Source organism: Pantoea sp. EA-12, from assembly GCF_030053355.1.
Lineage (GTDB): Bacteria > Pseudomonadota > Gammaproteobacteria > Enterobacterales > Enterobacteriaceae > Pantoea > Pantoea vagans_C.
The window spans coordinates 13,268-33,528 of sequence record NZ_JASGBY010000006.1; the positions used below are offsets into that span (position 1 = coordinate 13,268).

Annotated in this window: 21 protein-coding genes; 5 read left to right on the plus strand and 16 right to left on the minus strand. The window is 51.7% G+C overall.

The genetic code is table 11. From position 1 onward, the window contains the following. Window positions 1-460 precede the first annotated feature (460 nt). The 4 genes from QMZ30_RS25885 to QMZ30_RS10695 form a co-directional block, all read right to left on the minus strand. On the minus strand, window positions 461-661 hold the full coding sequence (locus QMZ30_RS25885) for a hypothetical protein (RefSeq protein WP_502921475.1): 201 nt from the start codon (window positions 659-661) through the stop codon (window positions 461-463). A 113-nt stretch (window positions 662-774) separates the two neighbouring features. After that, a complete protein-coding gene (locus tag QMZ30_RS10685) occupies window positions 775-1,158 on the minus strand; it encodes a Rid family hydrolase (protein ID WP_283227339.1) in 384 nt (127 codons plus the stop codon). Window positions 1,159-1,322: 164 nt separating this feature from the next. Next, window positions 1,323-2,759 (minus strand): MFS transporter, encoded by a 1,437-nt coding sequence (locus QMZ30_RS10690; RefSeq protein WP_282996844.1) that lies wholly within the window; start codon window positions 2,757-2,759, stop codon window positions 1,323-1,325. Window positions 2,760-2,839: 80 nt separating this feature from the next. Next, window positions 2,840-3,586 carry an SDR family NAD(P)-dependent oxidoreductase gene (locus QMZ30_RS10695; RefSeq protein ID WP_282996845.1) on the minus strand — a complete coding sequence of 249 codons (747 nt, stop codon included), beginning with the start codon at window positions 3,584-3,586 and terminating at the stop codon, window positions 2,840-2,842. A gap of 129 nt (window positions 3,587-3,715) precedes the next feature. On the opposite strand from QMZ30_RS10695, the gene QMZ30_RS10700 reads away from it, so the two are divergent. Continuing rightward, a complete protein-coding gene (locus tag QMZ30_RS10700) occupies window positions 3,716-4,591 on the plus strand; it encodes a LysR family transcriptional regulator (protein ID WP_282996846.1) in 876 nt (291 codons plus the stop codon). 234 nt (window positions 4,592-4,825) lie between these two features. Here QMZ30_RS10700 and QMZ30_RS10705 read toward each other — a convergent pair whose 3' ends face one another. Next, window positions 4,826-5,761: a GlxA family transcriptional regulator gene (locus QMZ30_RS10705; protein ID WP_282996847.1), complete on the minus strand. Its 936-nt coding sequence runs from the start codon at window positions 5,759-5,761 to the stop codon at window positions 4,826-4,828. 84 nt (window positions 5,762-5,845) lie between these two features. Between QMZ30_RS10705 and QMZ30_RS10710 the strand changes: the two genes are divergently transcribed. Next, complete coding sequence (locus QMZ30_RS10710; protein ID WP_283227340.1) at window positions 5,846-6,793, plus strand: alpha/beta hydrolase; 948 nt, start codon at window positions 5,846-5,848, stop codon at window positions 6,791-6,793. Window positions 6,794-7,261: 468 nt separating this feature from the next. On the opposite strand, the gene QMZ30_RS10715 is transcribed toward QMZ30_RS10710, so the two are convergent. The 7 genes from QMZ30_RS10715 to QMZ30_RS10745 all read right to left on the minus strand — a co-directional run bounded on the left by QMZ30_RS10715 (window position 7,262) and on the right by QMZ30_RS10745 (window position 12,706). Next, the gene (locus QMZ30_RS10715) at window positions 7,262-7,471 is read right to left on the minus strand and encodes a YdgH/BhsA/McbA-like domain containing protein (RefSeq protein WP_282996849.1); all 210 of its coding nucleotides are present in this window, start codon (window positions 7,469-7,471) and stop codon (window positions 7,262-7,264) included. Between the two features lie 247 nt (window positions 7,472-7,718). Further along, on the minus strand, window positions 7,719-9,173 hold the full coding sequence (locus tag QMZ30_RS10720; protein ID WP_283227341.1) for a YncE family protein: 1,455 nt from the start codon (window positions 9,171-9,173) through the stop codon (window positions 7,719-7,721). A gap of 51 nt (window positions 9,174-9,224) precedes the next feature. Continuing rightward, the gene (locus tag QMZ30_RS10725; RefSeq protein WP_283227342.1) at window positions 9,225-9,632 is read right to left on the minus strand and encodes a DUF305 domain-containing protein; all 408 of its coding nucleotides are present in this window, start codon (window positions 9,630-9,632) and stop codon (window positions 9,225-9,227) included. A 107-nt stretch (window positions 9,633-9,739) separates the two neighbouring features. Then, entirely contained in the window at window positions 9,740-10,567 is an 828-nt protein-coding gene (locus tag QMZ30_RS10730; RefSeq protein ID WP_283227343.1) for an alpha/beta fold hydrolase, read from the minus strand. A 190-nt stretch (window positions 10,568-10,757) separates the two neighbouring features. Further along, entirely contained in the window at window positions 10,758-11,507 is a 750-nt protein-coding gene (locus QMZ30_RS10735; protein ID WP_283227344.1) for an SDR family NAD(P)-dependent oxidoreductase, read from the minus strand. Window positions 11,508-11,681: 174 nt separating this feature from the next. Next, window positions 11,682-12,137, minus strand: a complete 456-nt coding sequence (locus QMZ30_RS10740; protein ID WP_283227345.1) for a nuclear transport factor 2-like protein — start codon at window positions 12,135-12,137, stop codon at window positions 11,682-11,684. 14 nt (window positions 12,138-12,151) lie between these two features. After that, window positions 12,152-12,706: a VOC family protein gene (locus QMZ30_RS10745; protein ID WP_283227346.1), complete on the minus strand. Its 555-nt coding sequence runs from the start codon at window positions 12,704-12,706 to the stop codon at window positions 12,152-12,154. A gap of 162 nt (window positions 12,707-12,868) precedes the next feature. Between QMZ30_RS10745 and QMZ30_RS10750 the strand changes: the two genes are divergently transcribed. From QMZ30_RS10750 to QMZ30_RS10760, 3 genes are all read left to right on the plus strand, one after another. Continuing rightward, window positions 12,869-13,753, plus strand: coding sequence for a LysR family transcriptional regulator (locus QMZ30_RS10750; protein WP_283227347.1), 885 nt, complete (start codon window positions 12,869-12,871; stop codon window positions 13,751-13,753). Window positions 13,754-13,882: 129 nt separating this feature from the next. Beyond that, a complete protein-coding gene (locus QMZ30_RS10755; RefSeq protein WP_283227348.1) occupies window positions 13,883-14,287 on the plus strand; it encodes a nuclear transport factor 2 family protein in 405 nt (134 codons plus the stop codon). A 40-nt stretch (window positions 14,288-14,327) separates the two neighbouring features. Continuing rightward, the gene (locus QMZ30_RS10760) at window positions 14,328-14,720 is read left to right on the plus strand and encodes a putative quinol monooxygenase (protein WP_283227349.1); all 393 of its coding nucleotides are present in this window, start codon (window positions 14,328-14,330) and stop codon (window positions 14,718-14,720) included. Between the two features lie 413 nt (window positions 14,721-15,133). Here the strand turns inward: QMZ30_RS10760 and QMZ30_RS10765 are convergent, their stop codons facing one another. The 4 genes from QMZ30_RS10765 to QMZ30_RS10780 all read right to left on the minus strand — a co-directional run bounded on the left by QMZ30_RS10765 (window position 15,134) and on the right by QMZ30_RS10780 (window position 20,260). Then, window positions 15,134-16,534: a purine-cytosine permease family protein gene (locus QMZ30_RS10765; RefSeq protein ID WP_283227350.1), complete on the minus strand. Its 1,401-nt coding sequence runs from the start codon at window positions 16,532-16,534 to the stop codon at window positions 15,134-15,136. Between the two features lie 272 nt (window positions 16,535-16,806). Then, window positions 16,807-18,273 carry an aldehyde dehydrogenase gene (locus QMZ30_RS10770; protein ID WP_283227351.1) on the minus strand — a complete coding sequence of 489 codons (1,467 nt, stop codon included), beginning with the start codon at window positions 18,271-18,273 and terminating at the stop codon, window positions 16,807-16,809. 11 nt (window positions 18,274-18,284) lie between these two features. Next, entirely contained in the window at window positions 18,285-19,322 is a 1,038-nt protein-coding gene (locus QMZ30_RS10775) for an LLM class flavin-dependent oxidoreductase (protein WP_283227352.1), read from the minus strand. Beyond that, window positions 19,319-20,260 carry a flavin reductase family protein gene (locus tag QMZ30_RS10780; RefSeq protein ID WP_283227353.1) on the minus strand — a complete coding sequence of 314 codons (942 nt, stop codon included), beginning with the start codon at window positions 20,258-20,260 and terminating at the stop codon, window positions 19,319-19,321. Before QMZ30_RS10780 ends, QMZ30_RS10775 begins: the two co-directional genes overlap by 4 nt. Window position 20,261 lies beyond the last annotated feature (1 nt).

Genomic DNA, 20,261 nt, shown 5'->3' on the forward strand with positions numbered 1-20,261 from the left:
AAATCCCAGGGTAAGTTAATGAAGTGTTTAGATAATCCTTCTCACTAACTTTTACGTCCAAATACTTCACCAGACCACTGCAAGTCAATCTACCAGTAGGTAGGTTGACTGTCAAACTCTTATCTTAACCAAATGAGCTCTGTTTAGCTGCAAGTACACAACTGTTGCAGGTGAAGATGCTTATAACATTTGTGTTAGTAAACCACGCAAAAGGACGGTGACAGTAACGAGCAACCGGGCAGTTCCGCATGACGATTACTCAGGGTGACCGTAATTTTTTGCTCAAGGTTATTCCTCAGCCAGCTAATGAGGAGGGCACGATACGAACTACAGCTGATTTGCAGAGCAAATCCGGCCAGTCTCTCACTGGCACCGTTGAGGATCTTTAAGTTCCTGCTCCACTCCCGCAGGTAAGCCAGCGTCAGCTCTTTTTTGTTTCCAGAACGTCCTGCAGCATGGCCTAACCGAGGCTCAGATTGTCAACCAGCTTATTCAGGCGAAGGTTTACCTCTCCAAGCTGCCGCATATGTTTCAGTTCTGGTGGAAAAATCCCGCAGTACTTTTTGCACCAGATGTGGAACGTGACATCGGAAACGCCCGGCCTGCAGCAGACTTCCGTTACGGGCATACTCAGTTCTGCTCGCTTCAGAGCAAAGACAATCTGTTCTTATGTGAATCGTGACGTTTTCATCGGCACAACCTTCGTTCATGGGAGTGAATATCATGCCGGAATTCTGTTTCTGAATGGATCAGAGTTCCGGGGCATGGTCTAAACTACCTTTTCGCCACAACCCGTATTTCTACCAGCGCATTTTCTGGAATGAATTCTACTACGCCTATGGCGCTCCATGCCGGATAGGGGGCTTTCACATACTCATCCTTTACTCTGGAAAATACCTCTATGTGCTTTTTTAAATCAATATGAAAACTGGTCATCTCGAGTATATTTTCATAGTCTAAACCCGCAGCATTTAAATAAATGCCCAGCTTATAGAATACATCATGAAATTGTTCTTCAGGATGTTTACTGATTGGTTTGTCCTTACGCGCTGCGGTCACACCTGAAAGATACAATGTGCCATCGGCTTCAATGACGGGAGAAAAGTGCCAGTCAGTGTAATAATGTTGAAATTCTGCAGGGGCTATCGCCTGTTTCATCGTTTTTTCTCAGGTTGATAAATGATTCAATGCCAGCGTACTTAAAATTTTTATAGCTGAAAATAACTTAAGTTCATACAGAGTATTACTCACTTTGTATATGACAAGTGACAGCTAAAGGATGCAATTTCTATCTCACCGAGTATCCGAACCTGTTGCCCGCCTCAATCAGAACTATGCCGGGAGGTTTTATGGCCAAGCCGCATGCTGAGCACGGCGCCGGTGGCAAGGCACGCCGCCATCGCCAGTAGCGAGACAATAAAAGCATGAGAGATATCCGCTCCGCTGTGACAGTCATCCAGCATGCTGTAAAAAATGCCGCCAATAATGGCAGCGCTTAGCGCTGTGCTGAGCTGTAATGTCGAGCTGGTTACGCCGGCGATCATCCCAGAATAGGCTGGCGCAACCTGGCCGGTCACCATTCTCACCAGTGTGGGCATGGCCAGCCCCTGACCAAGCCCGGTAATAAACAGGAGTATGGCGAGCGGTAGCATCCCTGGAGCGTTGCCAGCCAGCGTATTGGCTATCAGCCATGCCATACCCGCTAAGCCCAACACCTCGCATCCCATTCCGATCGCGCTCAGGTAATTTCCGACGAAACCTCTCAGGTAAGGCGTTAATAATGGCCCAATCAGGTAGCCGAGACCAAACGGCAGGAAAAGCCTTCCTGCTGTAAGAGCCGTCAGGTTCAATGCGCTTTGAAGATAAACAGAAAACAACAAAAAGAATGCGGCGATCGAATAAAACAGCAAAACAATGGCCAGCGCCTGTCCTAATCCAGGCGTACTCAACACGGAAGGTTCAAGCAGGGGCGAACCGCCCTTCTGACTCAGGCGGCGCTCATAACGCCATAACAGTGTGCCCAGCAACGGGACAGCCAGGAATAACAATACTGTCCACAAGGGCCATCCCGCCTCACGGCCTTCAATCAGCGGCACAATGAGCGCGCTTAGCGTGAGCGTTGCCAGTAGCATGCCGATGGGATCCAGACGCTGTGTGGATTGCGCCCGCGTCTCCTTAAGTAATCGCAGGCCAAAAAGAATAATCAGCAGCGCTACCGGCAGGTTTACGAGAAAAATTGTTCTCCATCCCAGGTGAAACAGGTCTGCTGAAATCAGTACGCCCCCCAGTACCTGTCCGATAACCGAGGCCAACCCAAACACAGCACCATAGATGCTAAGCGCTAATGGTTTTTCCGCTTCGGGAAAAATGGCCTGTATTGAAGCCAGCGCCTGAGGTGCCATAATCGCGGCCGTGGCGCCTTGTAATATGCGTCCGGTAATCAGAACCCACGGTGACCAGGCTAAACCACACAGCAGCGATGCGGCGGCAAATCCCATAAGGCCGATGAAAAACATCTTTCCCCGGCCATAAATATCACCCAGCCGGCCACCGGTAATTAATGTGACCGCATACACAGCGGCATAGGATGAAATTACCATCTGTTCAGCAGAAGATGAGGTACCCAGCTCGCCCTGTATTGCAGGCAGCGCCACATTGACAATAAAAAAATCGAGCGGCGGCAAAAATGCCCCAACCAGTAAAATGATAAACATCGCCCAGCGACGCGGCTCGCCTTGCATGATGCTATGGCTCGACATAGAACACTCCATAGAAACCCTACCGTCCCCAAAAGGACTTTTGTCATCGCTTAATTACAGGTAACCCGTCAGCGGGTGTATCAGCGCATGCCGCCGGAAGCCAAAATTACCTCACCGGTGACCCACCCTGCGTCGTCTGATGCAAGAAATGAGACAATTGGTGCCACATCTTGCGCCTGTCCGATGCGGCCAAGTGGCGTCTGCTCTTCATTCCATGTCTGGAACGCCGAGTTCATCGCCCCTGCGCTATGGCTACCTTCCGTTTCGATCAGGCCAGGGTTGACCGCGTTAACGCGAATGCCTCGGGGACCGAGCTCTTGTGACAATACGCCCGTGATGGCGTCAACAGCGCCCTTGGCGCCACTGTAAATGGCACTTTCAGCGATAAACACGCGGGTGACGAAAGAACTGATATTGATGATGCTGCTGCCTTTAGCCAGGTACGGCGTGGCAGCGGCCGTCACCAAAAGCGTGCCTAAAACATTAATGTCGAATTGCCGGCGGTAGAGTGCTTCGGTGCTCTCTTCAATTCTGGCGAACTGATAAACGCCCGCGTTATTGACGACAATATCCAGCTGTCCAAAACGTTCGATAGCCGCGTTAATCAGTGCCTCAACGTCGGCTTGTTGAGTAACATCCGCTGCTACTGCTAACGCCTGTCCCCCGGTAACGGTAATGTCAGCCACTACTTTTTCGGCATCGTTTTTTCCTGAAGCGTAATTAACAATCACCCGCGCACCGTCCGCCGCCAGCTGGCGGGCAATCGCGGCGCCAATACCCTTCGATCCGCCGGTAACGATGGCAACTTTATCTTTTAATTTGTTCATAATTTCAGCTTCCTGTTATAACCGTCTGACGCGATTTGAATGAGGAAGCTATGGTGATGCTTACATTGTTGTTTGGGAACTGACATTTTTGTATATTCGATGTTCATTTTTGTACGGTGAGGTGCGAGCATGGAATGGAGTGACGTTCGGATATTTTTGGCGGTAAAGCGTAAAGGCTCTTTCGGGGAAGCGGCCCGCAGCCTTGGCGTGAGTCATCCGACGGTAGGTCGCCGTATAAAAGCGCTGGAGGATGAAGCACAGCAAGCGCTCTTTCGCCGGACCCGTGAAGGGCTGGTGCTAACGGACGCTGGCGATCGCGTGATGACACTGGCCGAAGCGATGGAGGACTCTGCGCTGGCAATGGAACGCCGCCTGGCGGGCAATCATGAACGGCTTGAAGGAATACTGCGAATATCTTCCGCGGAATGGTTTGCAAATTATGTACTGGCGCCGGTGCTGAGCGAACTGACGCGCCGCCACCCGGCGATTATGCCGGAAGTCATTGCCAGTTACCGCTTGATCAATTTGTCGCGCCGTGACGCCGACATCGCGTTTCGCATTGTGCCTTTTACCGAGCCGGATATTGTTCAGCGTCGCCTGATGAGTATGCCCTACGCACTCTATGGCACGCCGGAAAACGCCCAGTTAATGCTAAACGATCCGCGCTCGGTGGGGCTGATTTTGATGAATACCGAGCAATCCCATTTTCCTGACGTATCCTGGTTGCTTGAGCGTTTTCCGCAGTCGAGATGTGCTTTTAAAAGCACGAGCCGGGCGATTCAGGCGCAAATGAGTGCTCGCGGGATGGGCATCGCCGTACTACCTCAACCGTTGGGTGATGCCACTCCAGGGTTGCAGCGCCTCGCAACGCCTGATTTGCCTCCTTCACGAGATATCTGGGTAGGTTACCATCAGGATCTTCGGCACATGGATCGCTTACGTGCCATGTTGGATATCGCAGATGCAATGGTTGGATCACTTGAAATAGTTGCTGATGTGCGGTGACATCGGCAAACAAGGCGCGGGCTTATGGCCTCTTAGTACTGTGAGTTCAACCGATGGATGCAACACACTTATTAAACCGCTCTGTGCCAGGATCGGACATTGCTAACATTATTCTTGCGGACATTCTCTGGACAGCAGCCATTCATCATTTTCAATCAACATTAAGCACTAAAGCGACATCGGTCAGCACAAATCCTCCAGGCTGTACTGCAGGAACATATTGTCCAGTGGCAATCACATGTGTGTTCTCAGATTGCGAGGAGAAATGTTGAAGGTTCTGACAAAAGCTTTCCTCATATGCGCGAGACTTTGAAAGCCACTTTCTTTTGCGATAGAGGATAACGGAAGGTTGGTATTTTCTATTTTACTTCGTGCAAATTCGACTCGTATACTTTCAACGGCACGAGCCGGTGAAAGACCGGTATAGGTAATAAATTCGCGAGATAACTGTCTGGCACTCAGAAATGCCCGTTCAGCCAGAGCTGATACGCTTAGATCTTCTTGTAAATTCAGGCTAATAAACTCAAGAATTTTTTGAAGGCGTGGCGGTGGCGGAGTTATAGCCTGCATCTTCACATACTGTAGCTGACCACGTGTACGCCGATGTGGGATAAGCAGAATGCGGGACACAAGGTGCGTAAGCGTTTTCCCATGTTCAGACTCAACCAGTGCTAACGCAATATCCATACCTGCCGTCGCGCCAGCGGAAGACCATACGTCCCCATCTTCGACCACTATCTCATCAGGCTGAAGCATTATATCCGTGTGTAATCGCTTAAGCTCAGCTGCCCGTGCCCAGTGCGTGGTCGCTTTTTTTTGTGACAGTTTTCCGGAAGCAGCGAGAAGAAATGCCCCCGTACATACCGATACGTAACGTGATGCGATGTCGCGCTTAAAAAGCGCCAGTATTTCTGGGTCTAAGCTGGCAGTATCAACACCACGCCCGCCAGGAACAATCAATACATCAAATACTTTTCCTTCAGCAGAACCGGCATGCAGGGTTGCACCGATTGAGCTTTCTATTACTCCTTCTTTTACACTAATTATTTCAAGCACATATTGGTTTTCCAGCTCAAGATAATTATTTGCAGTCTCGAAAACACTCAGCGGCCCGCTCAAATCGAGAAGGTTAAAGTCAGGAAAAATTAAAAAACCGATGTTACGCAACATGTCCTAAAAGAGCCTTTATATGTCATTTGAGACAGGCATACAGTAAATCATAATCTGATTCGAGACACTAAATAAGGAATTATGATGAGCTATGTACTTGATCCACAACTTGCCGAACAACTGGCAATTTTGCAGCCCGCTTTAGCAGCGCTGCCAGCGGTCATTCCCGGCGATGCTTTCAGCCTCAGAAGCCGGCTGGCAGGATTTTATGAGATTGTAAATCAAGGACTGGCGATACCTCAGGGTCTGACGTTCACTGATGTTGAAATACCGTATGACGGTTTGCAATTAAGCGCGCGCCGTTACTCTCCAGAACGGTCGTTATCGAAAGGAATAGTTTTGTATGTCCATGGTGGTGCTGGTGTGGGAGGGACTGGTGAGTTATACGATAAAATCGTCAGTAACTATGCGTCAGAAAGCGGCATTGATTTCATTTCTCTCGAATATGGCCTGTCACCTGAAACAAATGGGTTAACACAAACGAAGCAGGTTATTGCTGCGTGGAATTGGTTAAAGGATAGCTCAACAGATCTGGATATCGACCCGAAAAAAATCGTGTTAATGGGAGACAGTGGAGGAGGCGGTATCGTTGCTTCCACGGCAATATATGCGCGTGACCATCAAATCTCGCTGGCCGGGTTAGTTTTGATTTACCCTATGATTGATCACAAGACTGCGGCTGTAAGTCCGGCATTAACGCCTTTTTTATCGGTGTCTGTCGATGACGTAACGACTGGCTGGGCTGCGCGGCTGGGTAATGAAGTTGAAAATGATTTACTTCCTTACATCAGTGCCTCTACGGTATCAGATATGACTGGGCTTCCGCCGACATACCTTGATGTTGGCGAACTGGATCTGTTCTGCAATGAAAATATTGAATGGGCCAGCCGTTCAGTTTCAGCAGCGGTTCAGACAGAATTTCATTTATATCCAGGTGTTAATCATGGTTTTGATCTTCTTGCTCCGGCATCGGAGGTTTCCCAGACAGCCATGAGTTTACGGTGTAATGCTATCCGCAGAATGTTAGCGTAGCGGCCAGTCTGTTACATGGGACAGGGCAAAAGCTGAATCTTTGTCCTGTCCCACCATCAGTTGAAGCATGACACCTCTATATTCTGAGCTGAGCCTGTGGAGATGTAAGACTAATTCAGAGACATCATCTCTGAATTGTTCCGTACGACATTGGCGTTTTGGAGTAACAGCGGCGGTGTCAGAAGGGAAGTTATGTTTAATGTGATAAAAATATTCATCTGCCATCAGATAATGTCTGCTTCACGCCCTGAGACATTCGACAAGCTTTTATGGCTTCAGTAAGGTCGAGTGTCGCGATTTGAGAGCCAGCAAATACTTCGCTTCATCGTACTGGGTTCTGGTTTTCCAGCAGCAATAAATCAGTAAGACAAATTTGAACGGCAGCGCCCTTCATCCGGCTATTCATGCCTTCCGCCCAAAAACCAAAGGCCGCTTTGAGCGGCCCTTAATCATCTATTAGAGACCAACTTATTTGGTCAATTCAGCAGAGATATAGGCACCATTGTTGAAACGGGCGCTGGTAATTTTGTAGGAAGCACCTGCCTGATGCGCCTGAGCAGCAATCTGCGCTTCTGCGGCATCCAGAGTAGAGGCTGACGCGGTGACGCTCTGAGCAAAGCTACCGAATGAAACAGCTGAAAGTGCGATAACTGCAACGAAAGTTTTGATGTTTTTCATGGTCTGTTCCTCAATGATTTATTTAGTTTGTAAGGCTATCTGCCTCAATAGATTAATCATGCGCTTACAAACCTGGGTTTAAAAGCAAAGAGATTGATCGAAAACATTCAAAAAATATGAATGATATTTAGAGGCGTTTTTGCCGTATTAATCCATAAAAAAAACCCACCATTTAGGCGGGTGAGAGTGAACCACAATTTTACTCATGCAGACGCGTAGTGACGGGATTGACCACACCCGTTAGGCATTAGCGCGTCTGAACCTGGACGACGCTCCCCTGGTGACTGTCGTCGCTTTTGGCAATCACAAGGTAGCGACGTTCATCCGCGTGTCGGGCATCTACGATCTGCCGTATCGGGCCAACCGCGTTAACAATGGCCGCACCAGCAGGGTTAGTCATAAAGCGCGTCAAGGGTTCCAGTTCACCGCTGCCGTCGGCTCGCGATGACAATGCCAGCAGGTAAGGTTGTTTGGGTTCTAAACCCGTCGCCGACGCCTGCAGAACCTGGGTTATCCCTTGTTCAAACAGTGAAACCGTTGTCATCGCCTGCGCATTTTCGGCAGCACCCACGCTTTTCAACTGGAGATGCACTGCCTGCCCGGCGATACCCAGAGGCTGCAAGCCCTGCATGCCATCACCTTGCGGCACAGCACCAGGCACATAAGCAACCGCTTGCGGCGCCTGCCCAATAGGGATCGTAGCTACCACCTTATAAGTCGCCGTATCAATCGCTGCGAGCGCATCGGCATTCTCCAGACCAACGTAAATACGTTTCCCGTCACCAGATGGCCACAGCCCGTGCGGGAGATTTCCGACCGGGATAGAGGCCACCTGTGAGAAGTCATCAGTGCGGTAGACGTTGACTCGGTTCAGACCACCGACCGTGACCCATGCAAAACTGCCTTTCGCGTTTTCGACGATGTTGACGTGATTGGTGATGGGGCCAGTATCCAGCATTTTGATAATGTTGAAAGGCGGCCTTGCGTTAAAGACCTGGACTTTCCCCGTGTCCTTAAGGGTAAACCACACCTGTTTGCCATCTGGCGTTGCCGCGATGTTCGGGCAGAACGGGCTGGCCTGTTTCACCGAGCCGACAATTTTGTGCGTCCTGACGTCAACCACCACGGTCTCCGGGTTAAACGAAGAGCAGACGTAACCGTACTGCCCGTCAGGGGAAAAGATCTGCATGCCTGGACCGCCAGGCACTTTAATGCGCGTCTTCTCTTCACCGCTGCTGGCATCAAGTATCGAAACGTAGTCCTCGCCACGGACCGTCACCCACACTTCTTTTCCATCTGGCGTAAAGAACGCCTCGTGCGGAGAACGTCCCACGTAGGTGATATGCCTGACGGTGTTCGTCGCAGTATCGATAAAGCTCACTGAGTTTGAGCCAATTGAGACCACAACCAGCGTTTTACGATCCGGTGAAAATCCCATGCCGTGTACCAACACCTGGCCTTTGTACAGGGGACTCAGGTTTGCCGGCTGAGGATCGCCCAATCGGATAACGCCGAGCAATTTATTACTGGCTGGATCGGTGACGGAGACGGTATTCGAGAACTGCTCCGCGGCATACACACGGTCATGGTGGCTTAGGGGAATCTCGGCGGCTGCAGCACCAAAGGGAGCCTGGCCTGCCATCGCGGGCAAAGCAGAGAGCGCGACAGCGACAGCAAGTCCGGTCCTTAATAACGTTTTCATTGCATCATCCTGTTCAGTGGGGTCTGTCAAAAGGAAAATCGGTGTGATTTATCAGGGCGTCATACCCTTTACTGGCGCAATCTGGTCGGGAGCCGCCTGCGCGGGCGGCAGCGGTTTATTCAGTGCCTGATACATGGCAGTGATCTCCTGCTGCTGAGTGACAATAATTTCCTGCGCGAGACGGCGAAGCTGCGGATTGGAGCCGTAGCGAAGTTCGGCGATGGCCATGTCTATCGCCCCCTGATGGTGCGGGGCCATCATCGCCACGAAATCATCATCAATGTTGCCAGATGGCTTGACCTCCATGGCTGTTATCATCCTGTCCATCGCTGTTTGATTGTCCTGGATGAATGCGGATTCAGCAGTGCCAGACTGATGTGCGTGATCCTGTGCTTCAACATCCGCCATAAATAACAGCACCAACAGGAAAGGAATTAATTGATATAACTTCATACGCATGCGTGCCTTTATTCCAAAAAATGAAAAGGAAAATGCGGCGTGAGGGTAAAAACAAATTAAATAGCGCGACCACCTCATAATTAAATGAGGTGGCTGGCTCGGATGACCTAAGACTGAATAAATTCCAGCAGATCCTGATTAAGCTGATCCTGATGGGTTGCCGCCAGACCGTGAGACGCACCGGGATAAATTTTCAGCTCGGCATGCGGGATAATCTCAGCAGATAACAGCCCAGAGTGACCGATCGGGACAATCTGATCATCATCGCCATGAATGACCAGTGCTGGCACGGTGATTTTTCTCAGGTCTTCAGTGTAATCCACTTCCGAGAACTCTCTGATACAGGCGTACTGACCGACAATTGAACCGGCCATGCCCTGATTCCAGAAGCTCAGGCGCAGGCCTTCGTTGATCTCTACCCCCTCGCGATTCATCCCGTAGAAAGGGATAGCGAGGTTGAGATAAAAGTCCGAACGGTTATCAAAGACACCTTTACGGATGCCATCGAACACCGCCATATCGGTGCCTTCAGGCCACTCAGCCGATGAAATCATGATGGGCGGAACCGCGCCAACCAGCACCACTTTTGCTACTCGAGTTTCGCCATGGCGCCCGATGTAATGCGCCACTTCACCGCCACCGGTCGAGTGCCCAACCAGCACCGCATTTTTTACATCCAGCTCATTCAGCAGCACGGCGAGGTCGTCGGCGTAGGTGTCCATGTCATTGCCGTAAGATGGCTGGTCCGAGCGACCATGACCGCGACGGTCAAGCGCTATCACACGATACCCTTGCTGCAACAGGAAAAGCATCTGCCCATCCCAGGCATCTGAACTCAATGGCCAGCCGTGAGAGAAAATAACTGGCTGTGCATTTTTGTCGCCCCAATCTTTATAAAAAAGACGAGTGTTATCAGGTGTGGTAATAAAGCTCATTTTTTGTTTCTCCGTTGATGATGTGCAGGTTATTCCTGGCCTGACGTCATTACCGAATGAATAAATATCGTCTTTTACAACGACATTTATTCATCGTTCTGATATGCATGGCGCAAGGCTATCCACCGACAAAATAAATAATCATGTCGCCGTTTTTATAAATAATTAAGAGGGTCTGTCTGGTAATGAATTAGATCTGCGCTAAGCCACCGTCTACATATATTTCCGCAGCGTTAATAAAGCTCGCATCATCAGACGCCAGGAATGCCACGGTTTTACCGATCTCTTCCGGTTCACCCAAACGACCTAGAGGTACGCCGGCGGCGAGTGCATCAAACAAACCCTGGCGGTGCTCTTCCGGCACAAGACCTCCCAGACCTGGGGTACGGACAGGACCCGGGCTGACCACATTGACGCGGATGCCACGTTCCTTCAGGTCAAGCGCCCAGGAGCGTGCCAGATTACGCACGGCGGCTTTGCTGGCGCTGTAGACGCTGAAGCTGGCGGTACCTTTCGCCGCAGCAGTCGAACCGGTAAGAATGACGGAGGCACCGTTGGTCAGCAGCGGAAGGGCCTTCTGTACGGTGAACAGCAGGCCACGTACGTTGGTGCCGAAAATACGGTCAAAATGCTCTTCAGTGATGGCGCCGAGCGGCATCATGTCACCGCCACCGGCATTCGCGAACAGCACATCAAGCTTACCTGATTCACCCGCAATGGTGGAAAACACCGTATCGAGATCGGCCAGAACAGAGGCATCCGCGCGGATCCCTGTCGCTGACGGCCCGATGAGGGCGACTGCCGCATCAAGCTCTTCCTGACGGCGGCCGGTGATGTAGATTTTCGCCCCCTGCTCCGCCAGCTCCTGTGCTGAGGCCAGACCAATACCTGAGCTGCCGCCCGTGACTAACGCGATTTTGCCTGAAAGTTTTTTACTCATTGTGAAACTCCTTAATCAAGTTATGAATTAGCTCTTGAAGTCATCGGGTTACAGTGAAGGTCAGACTGCTGAGTCCGGTGAGCACTGTAACGTCATTAATAAGTGCGAAAAAATGCACAAATCCGGAAAACACTTTCCACGTGGGTGGATAATCAAAATCACTCAAGAGCAACGCTACTTATTGAGAAATACCCGAGCGCTCGACAACTTGCCCTCACTGACCGTAAAGACATCTTCTCCCCGCACCAGATACGGATTGTCTTTTGGACCATAACCCCAGGTCACACGGGCAATGCCGTGATTCCACTCGACATCTGCCGGGGTAAAGATAAAGCCCGGATGCTGTGACTGAACTCTGCTGATGGCGGCATTCACGCGGTCCGCCCCTGCGTTCAGTCCGTCATAATCGGCAACGAAAAAATCTGATGAGTAAACAGCCGCAAACGCTTTCTCTCGTTCAACAGCATCGGTGTTATTCCAGATAGCAAAGTGGCGATCGATGAGCTGCTGCAAGCCTGCGGGTGCTATCTGAGCCGTCGTGATGTTCATGGTTGTGTTCTCCGCTAATACGTTATGTGACCCGGCCAGCAATGCCGCCAGCAGCAGGGATTGGGTGAATACCTTTTTCATGTTTCTGTCCTCTGTCAGTTTGCTGCTTTCGCTTTGCCTACCAGCTCAATCTGCGAACTCCATGGCGTCAGGAAATAGAACCACTGAGTGCCGTCGGCGTTGGTTACCGGCTCATTCAGGGTTTTCAGTCCGGCTTTTTGAATCGCCTTAAAACTGGCGGGCACATCATGCGTTCTCAGTGCAATATGCGTTGCCGCGTCATCATCCTGGTGAGGACGTGAATGGCCGATTTGCGCACCGCTGTACTGGAACAGTTCGACCCCGGTGCCATCAGGCAGACGCATCATGACAAAACGCTTGAGGTCACTGGACTGATGCCAGTTAAACGCGGCTTTCCATGCATCCGGGATAGCGCCAGGGGTGATGTCCGATTCAATCCTGGCGCCGAAGGTGGTCTGGAAAAACGCGATGGCCTTAGCCAGGTCAGGAACGTTGATACCGGCGTGGTCAACACCTGAGATGGTGACCAGCGGTGCAGCGTCAGCGCTGAAAACCGGAGCAGAGAGGCTGGCAGCGCCCAGCAGCAGAGAAGAAGCAAACAGCGTTGAAGCGATACGTTGAGTTTTCATGTCTTATATTCCTGTGATAAGTGAATCAGCTCATTGACGACAGCGGTTGTTGTCGCGATGGAATAAGCATATCGACGTGCGGCGACTTTCAAAATAGAATGATTTGAAACTCATCATTGCAGATTTGAAATGAACAGATTCCCCGATTTCGAAGGACTCGCGATGTTTGCGAAAGTGGCAGAGGAAGGTTCTTTTGCGGCAGCAGCCAGAGTGATGGGCGTTTCCGTGCCCACCGTGTCACGTGCAGTTGCTCGTCTGGAAGAGCGGCTGGGCGGCCGGCTGTTTAACCGGACGTCTCGCCAGCTGGCGTTAACGGAGTTTGGTCAAAGCATGGCGGCGAAGGCTTCAGAGATGTATCGCCAGGCAGAAGAAGTGGAAAGTGAAGCCCATGAAATGTCGGTGCAGCCTCGTGGTCAGGTGCGCTTAGCGGTGCCTATGTCGTTTGGCTTACGCTGGGTAGCCCCGCTGATGCCAGAACTTATCCGCCAGTTCCCGGAGCTGAGTGTCGATCTGCATCTGTCCGATGCCTCGGTCGATCTGATTGCTGAAGGCTTTGATGCTGCGTTACGTATTGCCGCATTACCGGACTCTTCGCTGGTGGCGCGCAGGCTGTGTGCCGTGACGCAATATCTGGTGGCCTCACCGGCGTATCTCGCTGAGCAGGGTGTACCGCAGCATCCGCGTGAACTCACTTCCCGGCAGTGCTTCAGTTATGCCTATCGTGCCAGAAGCCAGGTATGGCGCTTCACACATGATTCCGGCGCGCAGGAAGACATTGTCCCAAGCGGGCCGTTGCGCGTGACCAACTCTGACGCCCTGCTGCCGCCTCTGCTGGCGGGCTTAGGGATTGCGGAACTGCCGGAATTTATGGCCGCGGAGTATCTGAAAGATGGCCGCCTGATACATCTGCTGGATGAGTGGTCAATGACACAAGGCGGGCTCTATTTTGTCACCCCCACTTCGCGCAGTCGGCCGTTAAAGGTCAAGGTACTATCAGACTTCTTTGCCAGACATCTCAGTGAACCTGAATGGCGCTGGCCTAAGTGATCCCCTTAATCATTTCATTTATGAAATGATGACTTTCATTCTTTGCTGTTTTGATTGCTCCTGAGTTTTATTATTGTTGCTTCACGCCGCCGGCAGTCGTCCGGCACTGAAAACAGGAGCACTCGTATCATGAAAACTGCCGTTCAATTACTCCAGAACTACCTGGACAGTATCCAGGATCCTAAAGCCGCCGCGGCTCTTTTTGCCGCAGATGGCGTGCTGGAACTGCCCTATCTGCAAACGCTCGGCCTGCCGCACAGAGTGCAGGGGCCGGCTGAAATCGAACGCTTTATCGCCGGATTACTGGTTAAAATTCCGGATTTCCGCTTCCGCAATATCCAGTTCTTTATCGATACCCCAACCCAGGCCTTTGGCGAATACAGCGTGGAAGCCGAACTGGCGGGCACTGATCGGATGTACAAGCAGACTTATGCCGGAAGGTTGGTGGCTGAAGAGGGAAAAATCAAACTGCTGCGGGAATCGCTGGATACCCTCGCCGCATGGCGTGCATTCAGTGGCGAACAGTCCGCCTGAAGCGGTTTTTTCATTCGATAAAAATAACTGGAGATAAAAAATGAGTATCAACACAGCTGACACACGCATTTCTTCTGCGGGTGATCATGACAAAACCCAACCGACTGAAATTATCGTCAGCGCTTACTATCGCGTACACCCTGATGACCGGCAAACCTTCATTGATGCTGTAAAACCGGAAATGCAGGCAGCACAGCAACTGCCTGGCTGTGTGTTTTATGCTTTCTCACAAGACCTGGTGAATCCGGATGCTTTTCATCTGTCAGAGGGCTGGGCAGACATTGAAGCCTATGAGCGACACGAATATTCAGAGACATTCCTGAAAGCGCTAGCGACCGTGGTCAAACATGTCCGCATCCTTAATCGTGAGGGTATTCGTTACGACGTGGCGAAACAGCATATTGATGATCCGCGAGGCAAGGTGTCGGCCTGATCGCCAGGACGGAATTTGCTGGTTAGACGTTGCTCAGAATCAATGGGAACAAGTGCGAATATCTGCAGTTCGCTCTTAGTGGACTTCTCCCAGCCTCAGGTCTACTCCGTGCGGTGTGTGAACCGCGTGAAGGCACGCAGGACACACGTCACATAATTGAAGCTGGAACCAAGTTGCTGAAATTAATATGGCTCTTGAGATGCTAATACGCTAAAGCAGGCATCGTGCTGAGCGAGCTGAGCCTTGGTAAGGCTTGTAGTTGAAAATGTGGTCTATTTGTACAGAGACCGGCATTATCAATGCCGGTGTGCAAAGTAAAAGCGGTTCGCTAAACTAACAGGCGTATTAAATCCCCCGGGTGGTATTCCACCCGGAAATTGAACGATAGCGCACTCACCTTATAGGATTTCTCTTCACGCCTTACTTTTCCTGGTGCTCACCAGACTGGACTCATTTTTCCGATGAAATATCGGATACGCGATACTCGTCACCACAAAACTGATGATCCACGAAATATCGACACCCGGAATTAAATTCGCATAGGGACCGGAAAAGAATGCATTCTCAACAAAAGGCACCTGCACTAAAATTCCGGCGAAGTAGACCAGCAATGCCTGGGTATTGAGCAATCCATAGCGTCCGCCATCAGCACGAAATATCGCTTCAACGTCATACTTCTGCTTATTGACATAATAAAAATCCAGCAGATTAATCACAATCCACGGAATGAGTACCGCAATCAATGCCAGAATCAAGTTAATAAAGAACGAAACAAAGTTCTGTGATGCTGCCAGGGCGACTAACACGCTTCCCACTAATACCAGTGATGAGACCACTAAACGCACTACGGCACCCGGCGTCCAGTGTGGACGGAACGTTTGCACAGCGGTGATCAGTGATAATACCGCGCCATACAGATTCATTGAGTTGTGGCAGATAATATTGACCAGGAACAGCACCATCAGAATAGGGCCGAGCCAGCCAGTGGCGTGGCGCACTGACATCATCGCATCGCTTGTCGGTGCGATATTGACCGCCATCATGCCGAAGATAAAGGCCAGAATGGTACCGCCGCAGGCGCCTAAGTAAGTGGCTATAAACGGGCGTGCAATACCGACATTGGCGGGCAGATAGCGCGAGTAGTCAGAGGTATAGGGAGAGAAACTGATTTGCCATACCGCACCTATGCAGAAAGTGCCAAACCACCCTGCTGCACTCATGCTGCCGCGAGACCAAAAGTCTGCGGGTAAGGGCTGTGACACCATCAGCGCCAGGCCCAAAATCAGTGCCGCACCCATGATCCATGCACCGACTTTATTGATGCGATGGATAAAATGATAACCGACGATACCAATGGCGGTGGCAAGAATAGCGCCAATGACCGTGGCACTGCTTACCGGCATCGACGGAAAGACGTTGTTGATGACTTTACCGGATAGCGAAATATTCGAGATAAAGAACCCGAGGTAAATCACCGTCGTAAAGCTAATCACCAGCAGCGAACCGTAGCGACCAAATTGCGCGCGGCTCTGCACCATTTGTGGAATGCCGACTTTGGGCCCTTGCGCAGAGGTTAACGCAAGGAAGATCCCGCCAAACAGATGACCGGCAATAATCGCGGTTAATGCGGAAATAACATTCAGATGAAACGTTTCGGTGGCAATCGCGCCGCTGACTACCGCCAACGGTGCAATGTTGGTACAGAACCACAAGGTAAATAAACTGTGCGATTTACCGTGGCGTTCCGATTCCGGGACATAATCCACTGACTTATTTTCTATAATTTGACTCTGACGTGGTTGTGTATTCACCATACCCTCCAATTCTCAAAATGGGATTGTTTTTTAATGTGGGTAAAACCTTCCTCGCGAAAAAAAGCCACAGCCATCCCGACGAATGGTTTTTCGTCTTCTTATTAAAGAATTGGCGGTAAGACTCCCGGTGCTATTTAATGCTTAACAACTGTACATGTGACGGTCGTCATAAATAACGACGCTGAAAATTCCAACGTTATTTCTGGTAGAGTGCGCATTAATAAGTGCAAACCAGATTCCCGTAGGTGCGCATGTAAGCGCACCTTAACCCATCAGCGCATAATAAAGGGATCGCTAATCGGCTCATCACTGGTACGCAGCCACACGGTTTTCGTCGTGGTGTATTCCAACGCCGCGTCAATGCCGCCTTCGCGACCAAAGCCAGACTTACCGTAGCCGCCAAATGGCGCCAGCGGTGAAACCACGCGATAAGTATTCAGCCAGACCACGCCGCTGCGCAACTTACGCGTGACGCGATGGGCGCGAGTCAAGTTCTGGGTAAATACGCCTGCCGCCAGACCATACTCTGTGCCGTTGGCTAAACGAATCGCGTCGGCTTCATCCTTAAACGTCAGCACCGACAACACCGGACCAAATAGCTCCTGCACCACGCTTTCTGCATTCGGTACGGCGCTGCAATCCAGAATGGTAGGCGGATAATAGAAACCGGGACGATCGATAGGCTGATTGCCGATCACCAGACGCGCGCCCTGCTCGATGCTGCGATTAACGACCAGCTCTATATTGCTTTTTTGCTTGTCCGTACACAGCGGGCCAAACTGGGTTTCCTGCTGCTGCGGGCAGCCAATCACAATCCCGCGTACCTTGCTGACCAGCTTTTCCAGAAATACGTCTTTGATTTGTTCATCTACCAACAGACGCGATCCTGCCACGCAACTCTGTCCTGATGCAGAGAAGATGGCCGCCACCTGCGCATTGGCTGCACTGTCTAAATCAGCATCAGCAAACACAATAAACGGTGATTTACCGCCTAACTCCAGTGAGGTACTCGCCAGGTTTTCCGCGCTGTTGCGAATGATGTGACGTGCCGTATCTGCGCCACCAGTAAAGGCAATGTGATCAACCAGCGGGTGCTGTGTCAGCACCGTACCGCATCCTTCAGCAAATCCAGTGATCACGTTGATGACGCCAGCCGGGAAACCGGCCTCGTGCACCAACTCTGCGAAGGCCAGAAGTGGCGTCGGGGCAACTTCTGCCGCTTTCACCACCACCGTACAGCCGGCCGCGATGGCTGGCCCGATTTTCACCGCGGAGAGAAACAGCTGACTGTTCCAGGGAATAATCGCCGCGACAACCCCCAACGGTTCGCGTTTTATCCAGGTCTCCATATCGGCTTTATCGATGCTGAGCGTGGCGCCGTCCATCTTGTCCGCCAGCCCGGCATAGAAGCGGTAGTATTCAGCCACGTAGGCAATCTGCGCCTGAGTTTCACGGATGATTTTGCCGGTATCGAGCGTTTCCAGACGTGCCAGTTTTGGCGCGTCACGTTCGATTAAATCCGCCAGCTTCAACAGCAATTTGCCGCGCGCACCGGCGGTTAACCCGCGCCACGCGTCAGATTCAAAAGCACGCGCCGCCGCCTGGACCGCGCGGTCGGTTTGCTCGCTGCGCGCTTCGGCTATATTGGCCCACGGCTCAGCGGTGGCCGGGTTCAGCGAGGTAAAAGTCGCTGCACCCGCGTCAAATTGGCCGTCGATGTAGAGTTTGAAGGATTCCATGACGTCTCCGCTTAGTGAAATGCAGGTGCAACGTGTTGAATAAAGCGTTCCAGCGAGGCTTTTTTGCGCTCGAAGGTCATACCGCTGTCCAGCCACAAGGCGTACTCATCGTAGCCCATCGCCTCATAGTTTTTCAGGCGCGCGATCACCTGATCAGGATTACCGATGGCGAGATTTTTGCGCATGCCTTCCACGCTGTAATAGGTGTTCGCCGCGATCTCTTCTTCTGTCAGCGGCTTAATCAAGCCTTGTTCAACCGGACGCTCGTTCTTGAACCATGCGCCGAAGTAGTTATAAAAACGATTGAGTTCAACAGCGGCTTGCTGCGCATCTGCCTCATCCTCGGCAACGAATCCATGCTGCAGTAGCATGATCTTCAGCGGCTGATCGGGTGCGTATTCACGGCACGCCTCTTTAAACGTGGTGATCAGACGCGTGATCTCCTCTTCCCCCTGATGCAACGGCGTACACTGCACGTTGCAACCGTTCTTCACCGCAAACTCATGACTGTTCGGATCGCGGGCGGCGACCCAGATTGGCGGATGCGGCTGCTGCTTGGGCTGTGGCGATGAAGTCGTAGACGGGAAATTCCAGAACTCACCCTTGTGTTCGTAATCGCCTTTCCACAACGCTTTTACCGCCGGAACCAGCTCTCGCATACGCTGGCCCGCTTCCCAGGCATCCATTCCCGGCATCAGACGCTCGTATTCATAGGAGTACGCACCGCGTGCAATCCCGAGATCCAGACGCCCTTTGGTGATCAAGTCCGTCATTGCCGCTTCGCCCGCCAGGCGGATCGGATGGGTAAACGGCGCAATAATGGTGCCGGTGCCGAGTCGCACGTTTTGCGTGCGGCTGGCGATATCCACCAGGTTGATAAACGGATTCGGCGCGATGGTGAAATTCATGCCGTGGTGCTCGCCGGTCCAGATAGCGTGCAAACCGCCTTTATCCGCGATTTCACACAGTTCCATCATTTCATCGTACAGCTGGTCCTGTGCGTCATCCGCTGACACGCGTTCCATGTGCAGGAACAGGGAAAGTTTCATACCACCTCCTGATGAGACGGAGTAAAGAAGTGGCGCACTGAGCCTTCAACTTCATCGCCGTAATAAAGGCCGTAATTACCGACGGCATTTTCGCGGATAAACCGATCGACCAGCGATTTCAACGCGCTGTCCGGTACCGGCAGTTGCGCCAGCGCGTGGACATCCACCCATTCGCCCTGCTGTACCGCTGGCAAGGTGCTGCCGGTCGGTTGCGCGCAGAGGAACACGATATGCTGCTGTTTCTTCTGGCGGTCTTCCCAGATGGAGTAGACAAAACCCGGGCTGGCTTCGATGTTGAGTCCATCGAACACCAGTTTCAGGGTTTCACTGACGCTGCGGTTATTCACCGTTTGCGACGGCAGGCCGTAACCATTCTCTTTTTTCACCACCAGCGCCTGGCCCGCCGATTCAATCAACGCACTGACCACCACGTTAGGACCGGCAATCAGAGACTCGGCATTCTGATAAGGGGTGAAGTAGGCGCCGCGATAGTAGCCCAGCCCCGGCGTGCCACAGGAATCGAACTGCTCAACTTTGCCGATCAGGATCGCGTGGTCACCGGCATCCACCACCTGATGCATCGCGCATTCAAACCAGGCGGAGCTGTCATCCAGCAGCGGTGTGTTGAACTCTCCTTTACGCCACTTCACCAATGAGAAGCGATCGGCAATCTTCTGCGCGAAGATGTTCGACGTCTCTTTCTGCTGCTCCGCCAGGATGTTAATAGCGAAGTGCGGGCACTGAGTGAAGTTGTCGAAATTGGCGGAGCGCTTATCGATGCTCACCAGCAGCAGCGCGGGATCGAGCGATACCGAAGAAAACGAATTGGCGGTAAAACCAATCGGCTGTCCCTGTGCATCGTTGGTGGTGACCACGGTGACGCCGGTCATGAAGGCGCCAAAGGCGTCGCGTAACTGTCTGCGTTTATCTGCGTCCATA

What these genes read in the sequence shown, in the direction of transcription:
- QMZ30_RS10775 (WP_283227352.1), bottom strand. Translation starts at nt 19,322, where the DNA reads ATGAAACTTTCCCTGTTCCTGCACATGGAACGCGTGTCAGCGGATGAC.
- QMZ30_RS10720 (WP_283227341.1), bottom strand. Translation starts at nt 9,173, where the DNA reads ATGAAAACGTTATTAAGGACCGGACTTGCTGTCGCTGTCGCGCTCTCT.
- QMZ30_RS10715 (WP_282996849.1), bottom strand. Translation starts at nt 7,471, where the DNA reads ATGAAAAACATCAAAACTTTCGTTGCAGTTATCGCACTTTCAGCTGTT.
- QMZ30_RS10770 (WP_283227351.1), bottom strand. Translation starts at nt 18,273, where the DNA reads ATGGAATCCTTCAAACTCTACATCGACGGCCAATTTGACGCGGGTGCA.
- QMZ30_RS10695 (WP_282996845.1), bottom strand. Translation starts at nt 3,586, where the DNA reads ATGAACAAATTAAAAGATAAAGTTGCCATCGTTACCGGCGGATCGAAG.
- QMZ30_RS10780 (WP_283227353.1), bottom strand. Translation starts at nt 20,260, where the DNA reads ATGGACGCAGATAAACGCAGACAGTTACGCGACGCCTTTGGCGCCTTC.
- QMZ30_RS10705 (WP_282996847.1), bottom strand. Translation starts at nt 5,761, where the DNA reads ATGTTGCGTAACATCGGTTTTTTAATTTTTCCTGACTTTAACCTTCTC.
- QMZ30_RS10755 (WP_283227348.1), top strand. Translation starts at nt 13,883, where the DNA reads ATGAAAACTGCCGTTCAATTACTCCAGAACTACCTGGACAGTATCCAG.
- QMZ30_RS10760 (WP_283227349.1), top strand. Translation starts at nt 14,328, where the DNA reads ATGAGTATCAACACAGCTGACACACGCATTTCTTCTGCGGGTGATCAT.
- QMZ30_RS10685 (WP_283227339.1), bottom strand. Translation starts at nt 1,158, where the DNA reads ATGAAACAGGCGATAGCCCCTGCAGAATTTCAACATTATTACACTGAC.
- QMZ30_RS10710 (WP_283227340.1), top strand. Translation starts at nt 5,846, where the DNA reads ATGAGCTATGTACTTGATCCACAACTTGCCGAACAACTGGCAATTTTG.
- QMZ30_RS10765 (WP_283227350.1), bottom strand. Translation starts at nt 16,534, where the DNA reads ATGGTGAATACACAACCACGTCAGAGTCAAATTATAGAAAATAAGTCA.
- QMZ30_RS10745 (WP_283227346.1), bottom strand. Translation starts at nt 12,706, where the DNA reads ATGAAAACTCAACGTATCGCTTCAACGCTGTTTGCTTCTTCTCTGCTG.
- QMZ30_RS10730 (WP_283227343.1), bottom strand. Translation starts at nt 10,567, where the DNA reads ATGAGCTTTATTACCACACCTGATAACACTCGTCTTTTTTATAAAGAT.
- QMZ30_RS10750 (WP_283227347.1), top strand. Translation starts at nt 12,869, where the DNA reads ATGTTTGCGAAAGTGGCAGAGGAAGGTTCTTTTGCGGCAGCAGCCAGA.
- QMZ30_RS10740 (WP_283227345.1), bottom strand. Translation starts at nt 12,137, where the DNA reads ATGAAAAAGGTATTCACCCAATCCCTGCTGCTGGCGGCATTGCTGGCC.
- QMZ30_RS10725 (WP_283227342.1), bottom strand. Translation starts at nt 9,632, where the DNA reads ATGCGTATGAAGTTATATCAATTAATTCCTTTCCTGTTGGTGCTGTTA.
- QMZ30_RS10700 (WP_282996846.1), top strand. Translation starts at nt 3,716, where the DNA reads ATGGAATGGAGTGACGTTCGGATATTTTTGGCGGTAAAGCGTAAAGGC.
- QMZ30_RS10735 (WP_283227344.1), bottom strand. Translation starts at nt 11,507, where the DNA reads ATGAGTAAAAAACTTTCAGGCAAAATCGCGTTAGTCACGGGCGGCAGC.
- QMZ30_RS10690 (WP_282996844.1), bottom strand. Translation starts at nt 2,759, where the DNA reads ATGTCGAGCCATAGCATCATGCAAGGCGAGCCGCGTCGCTGGGCGATG.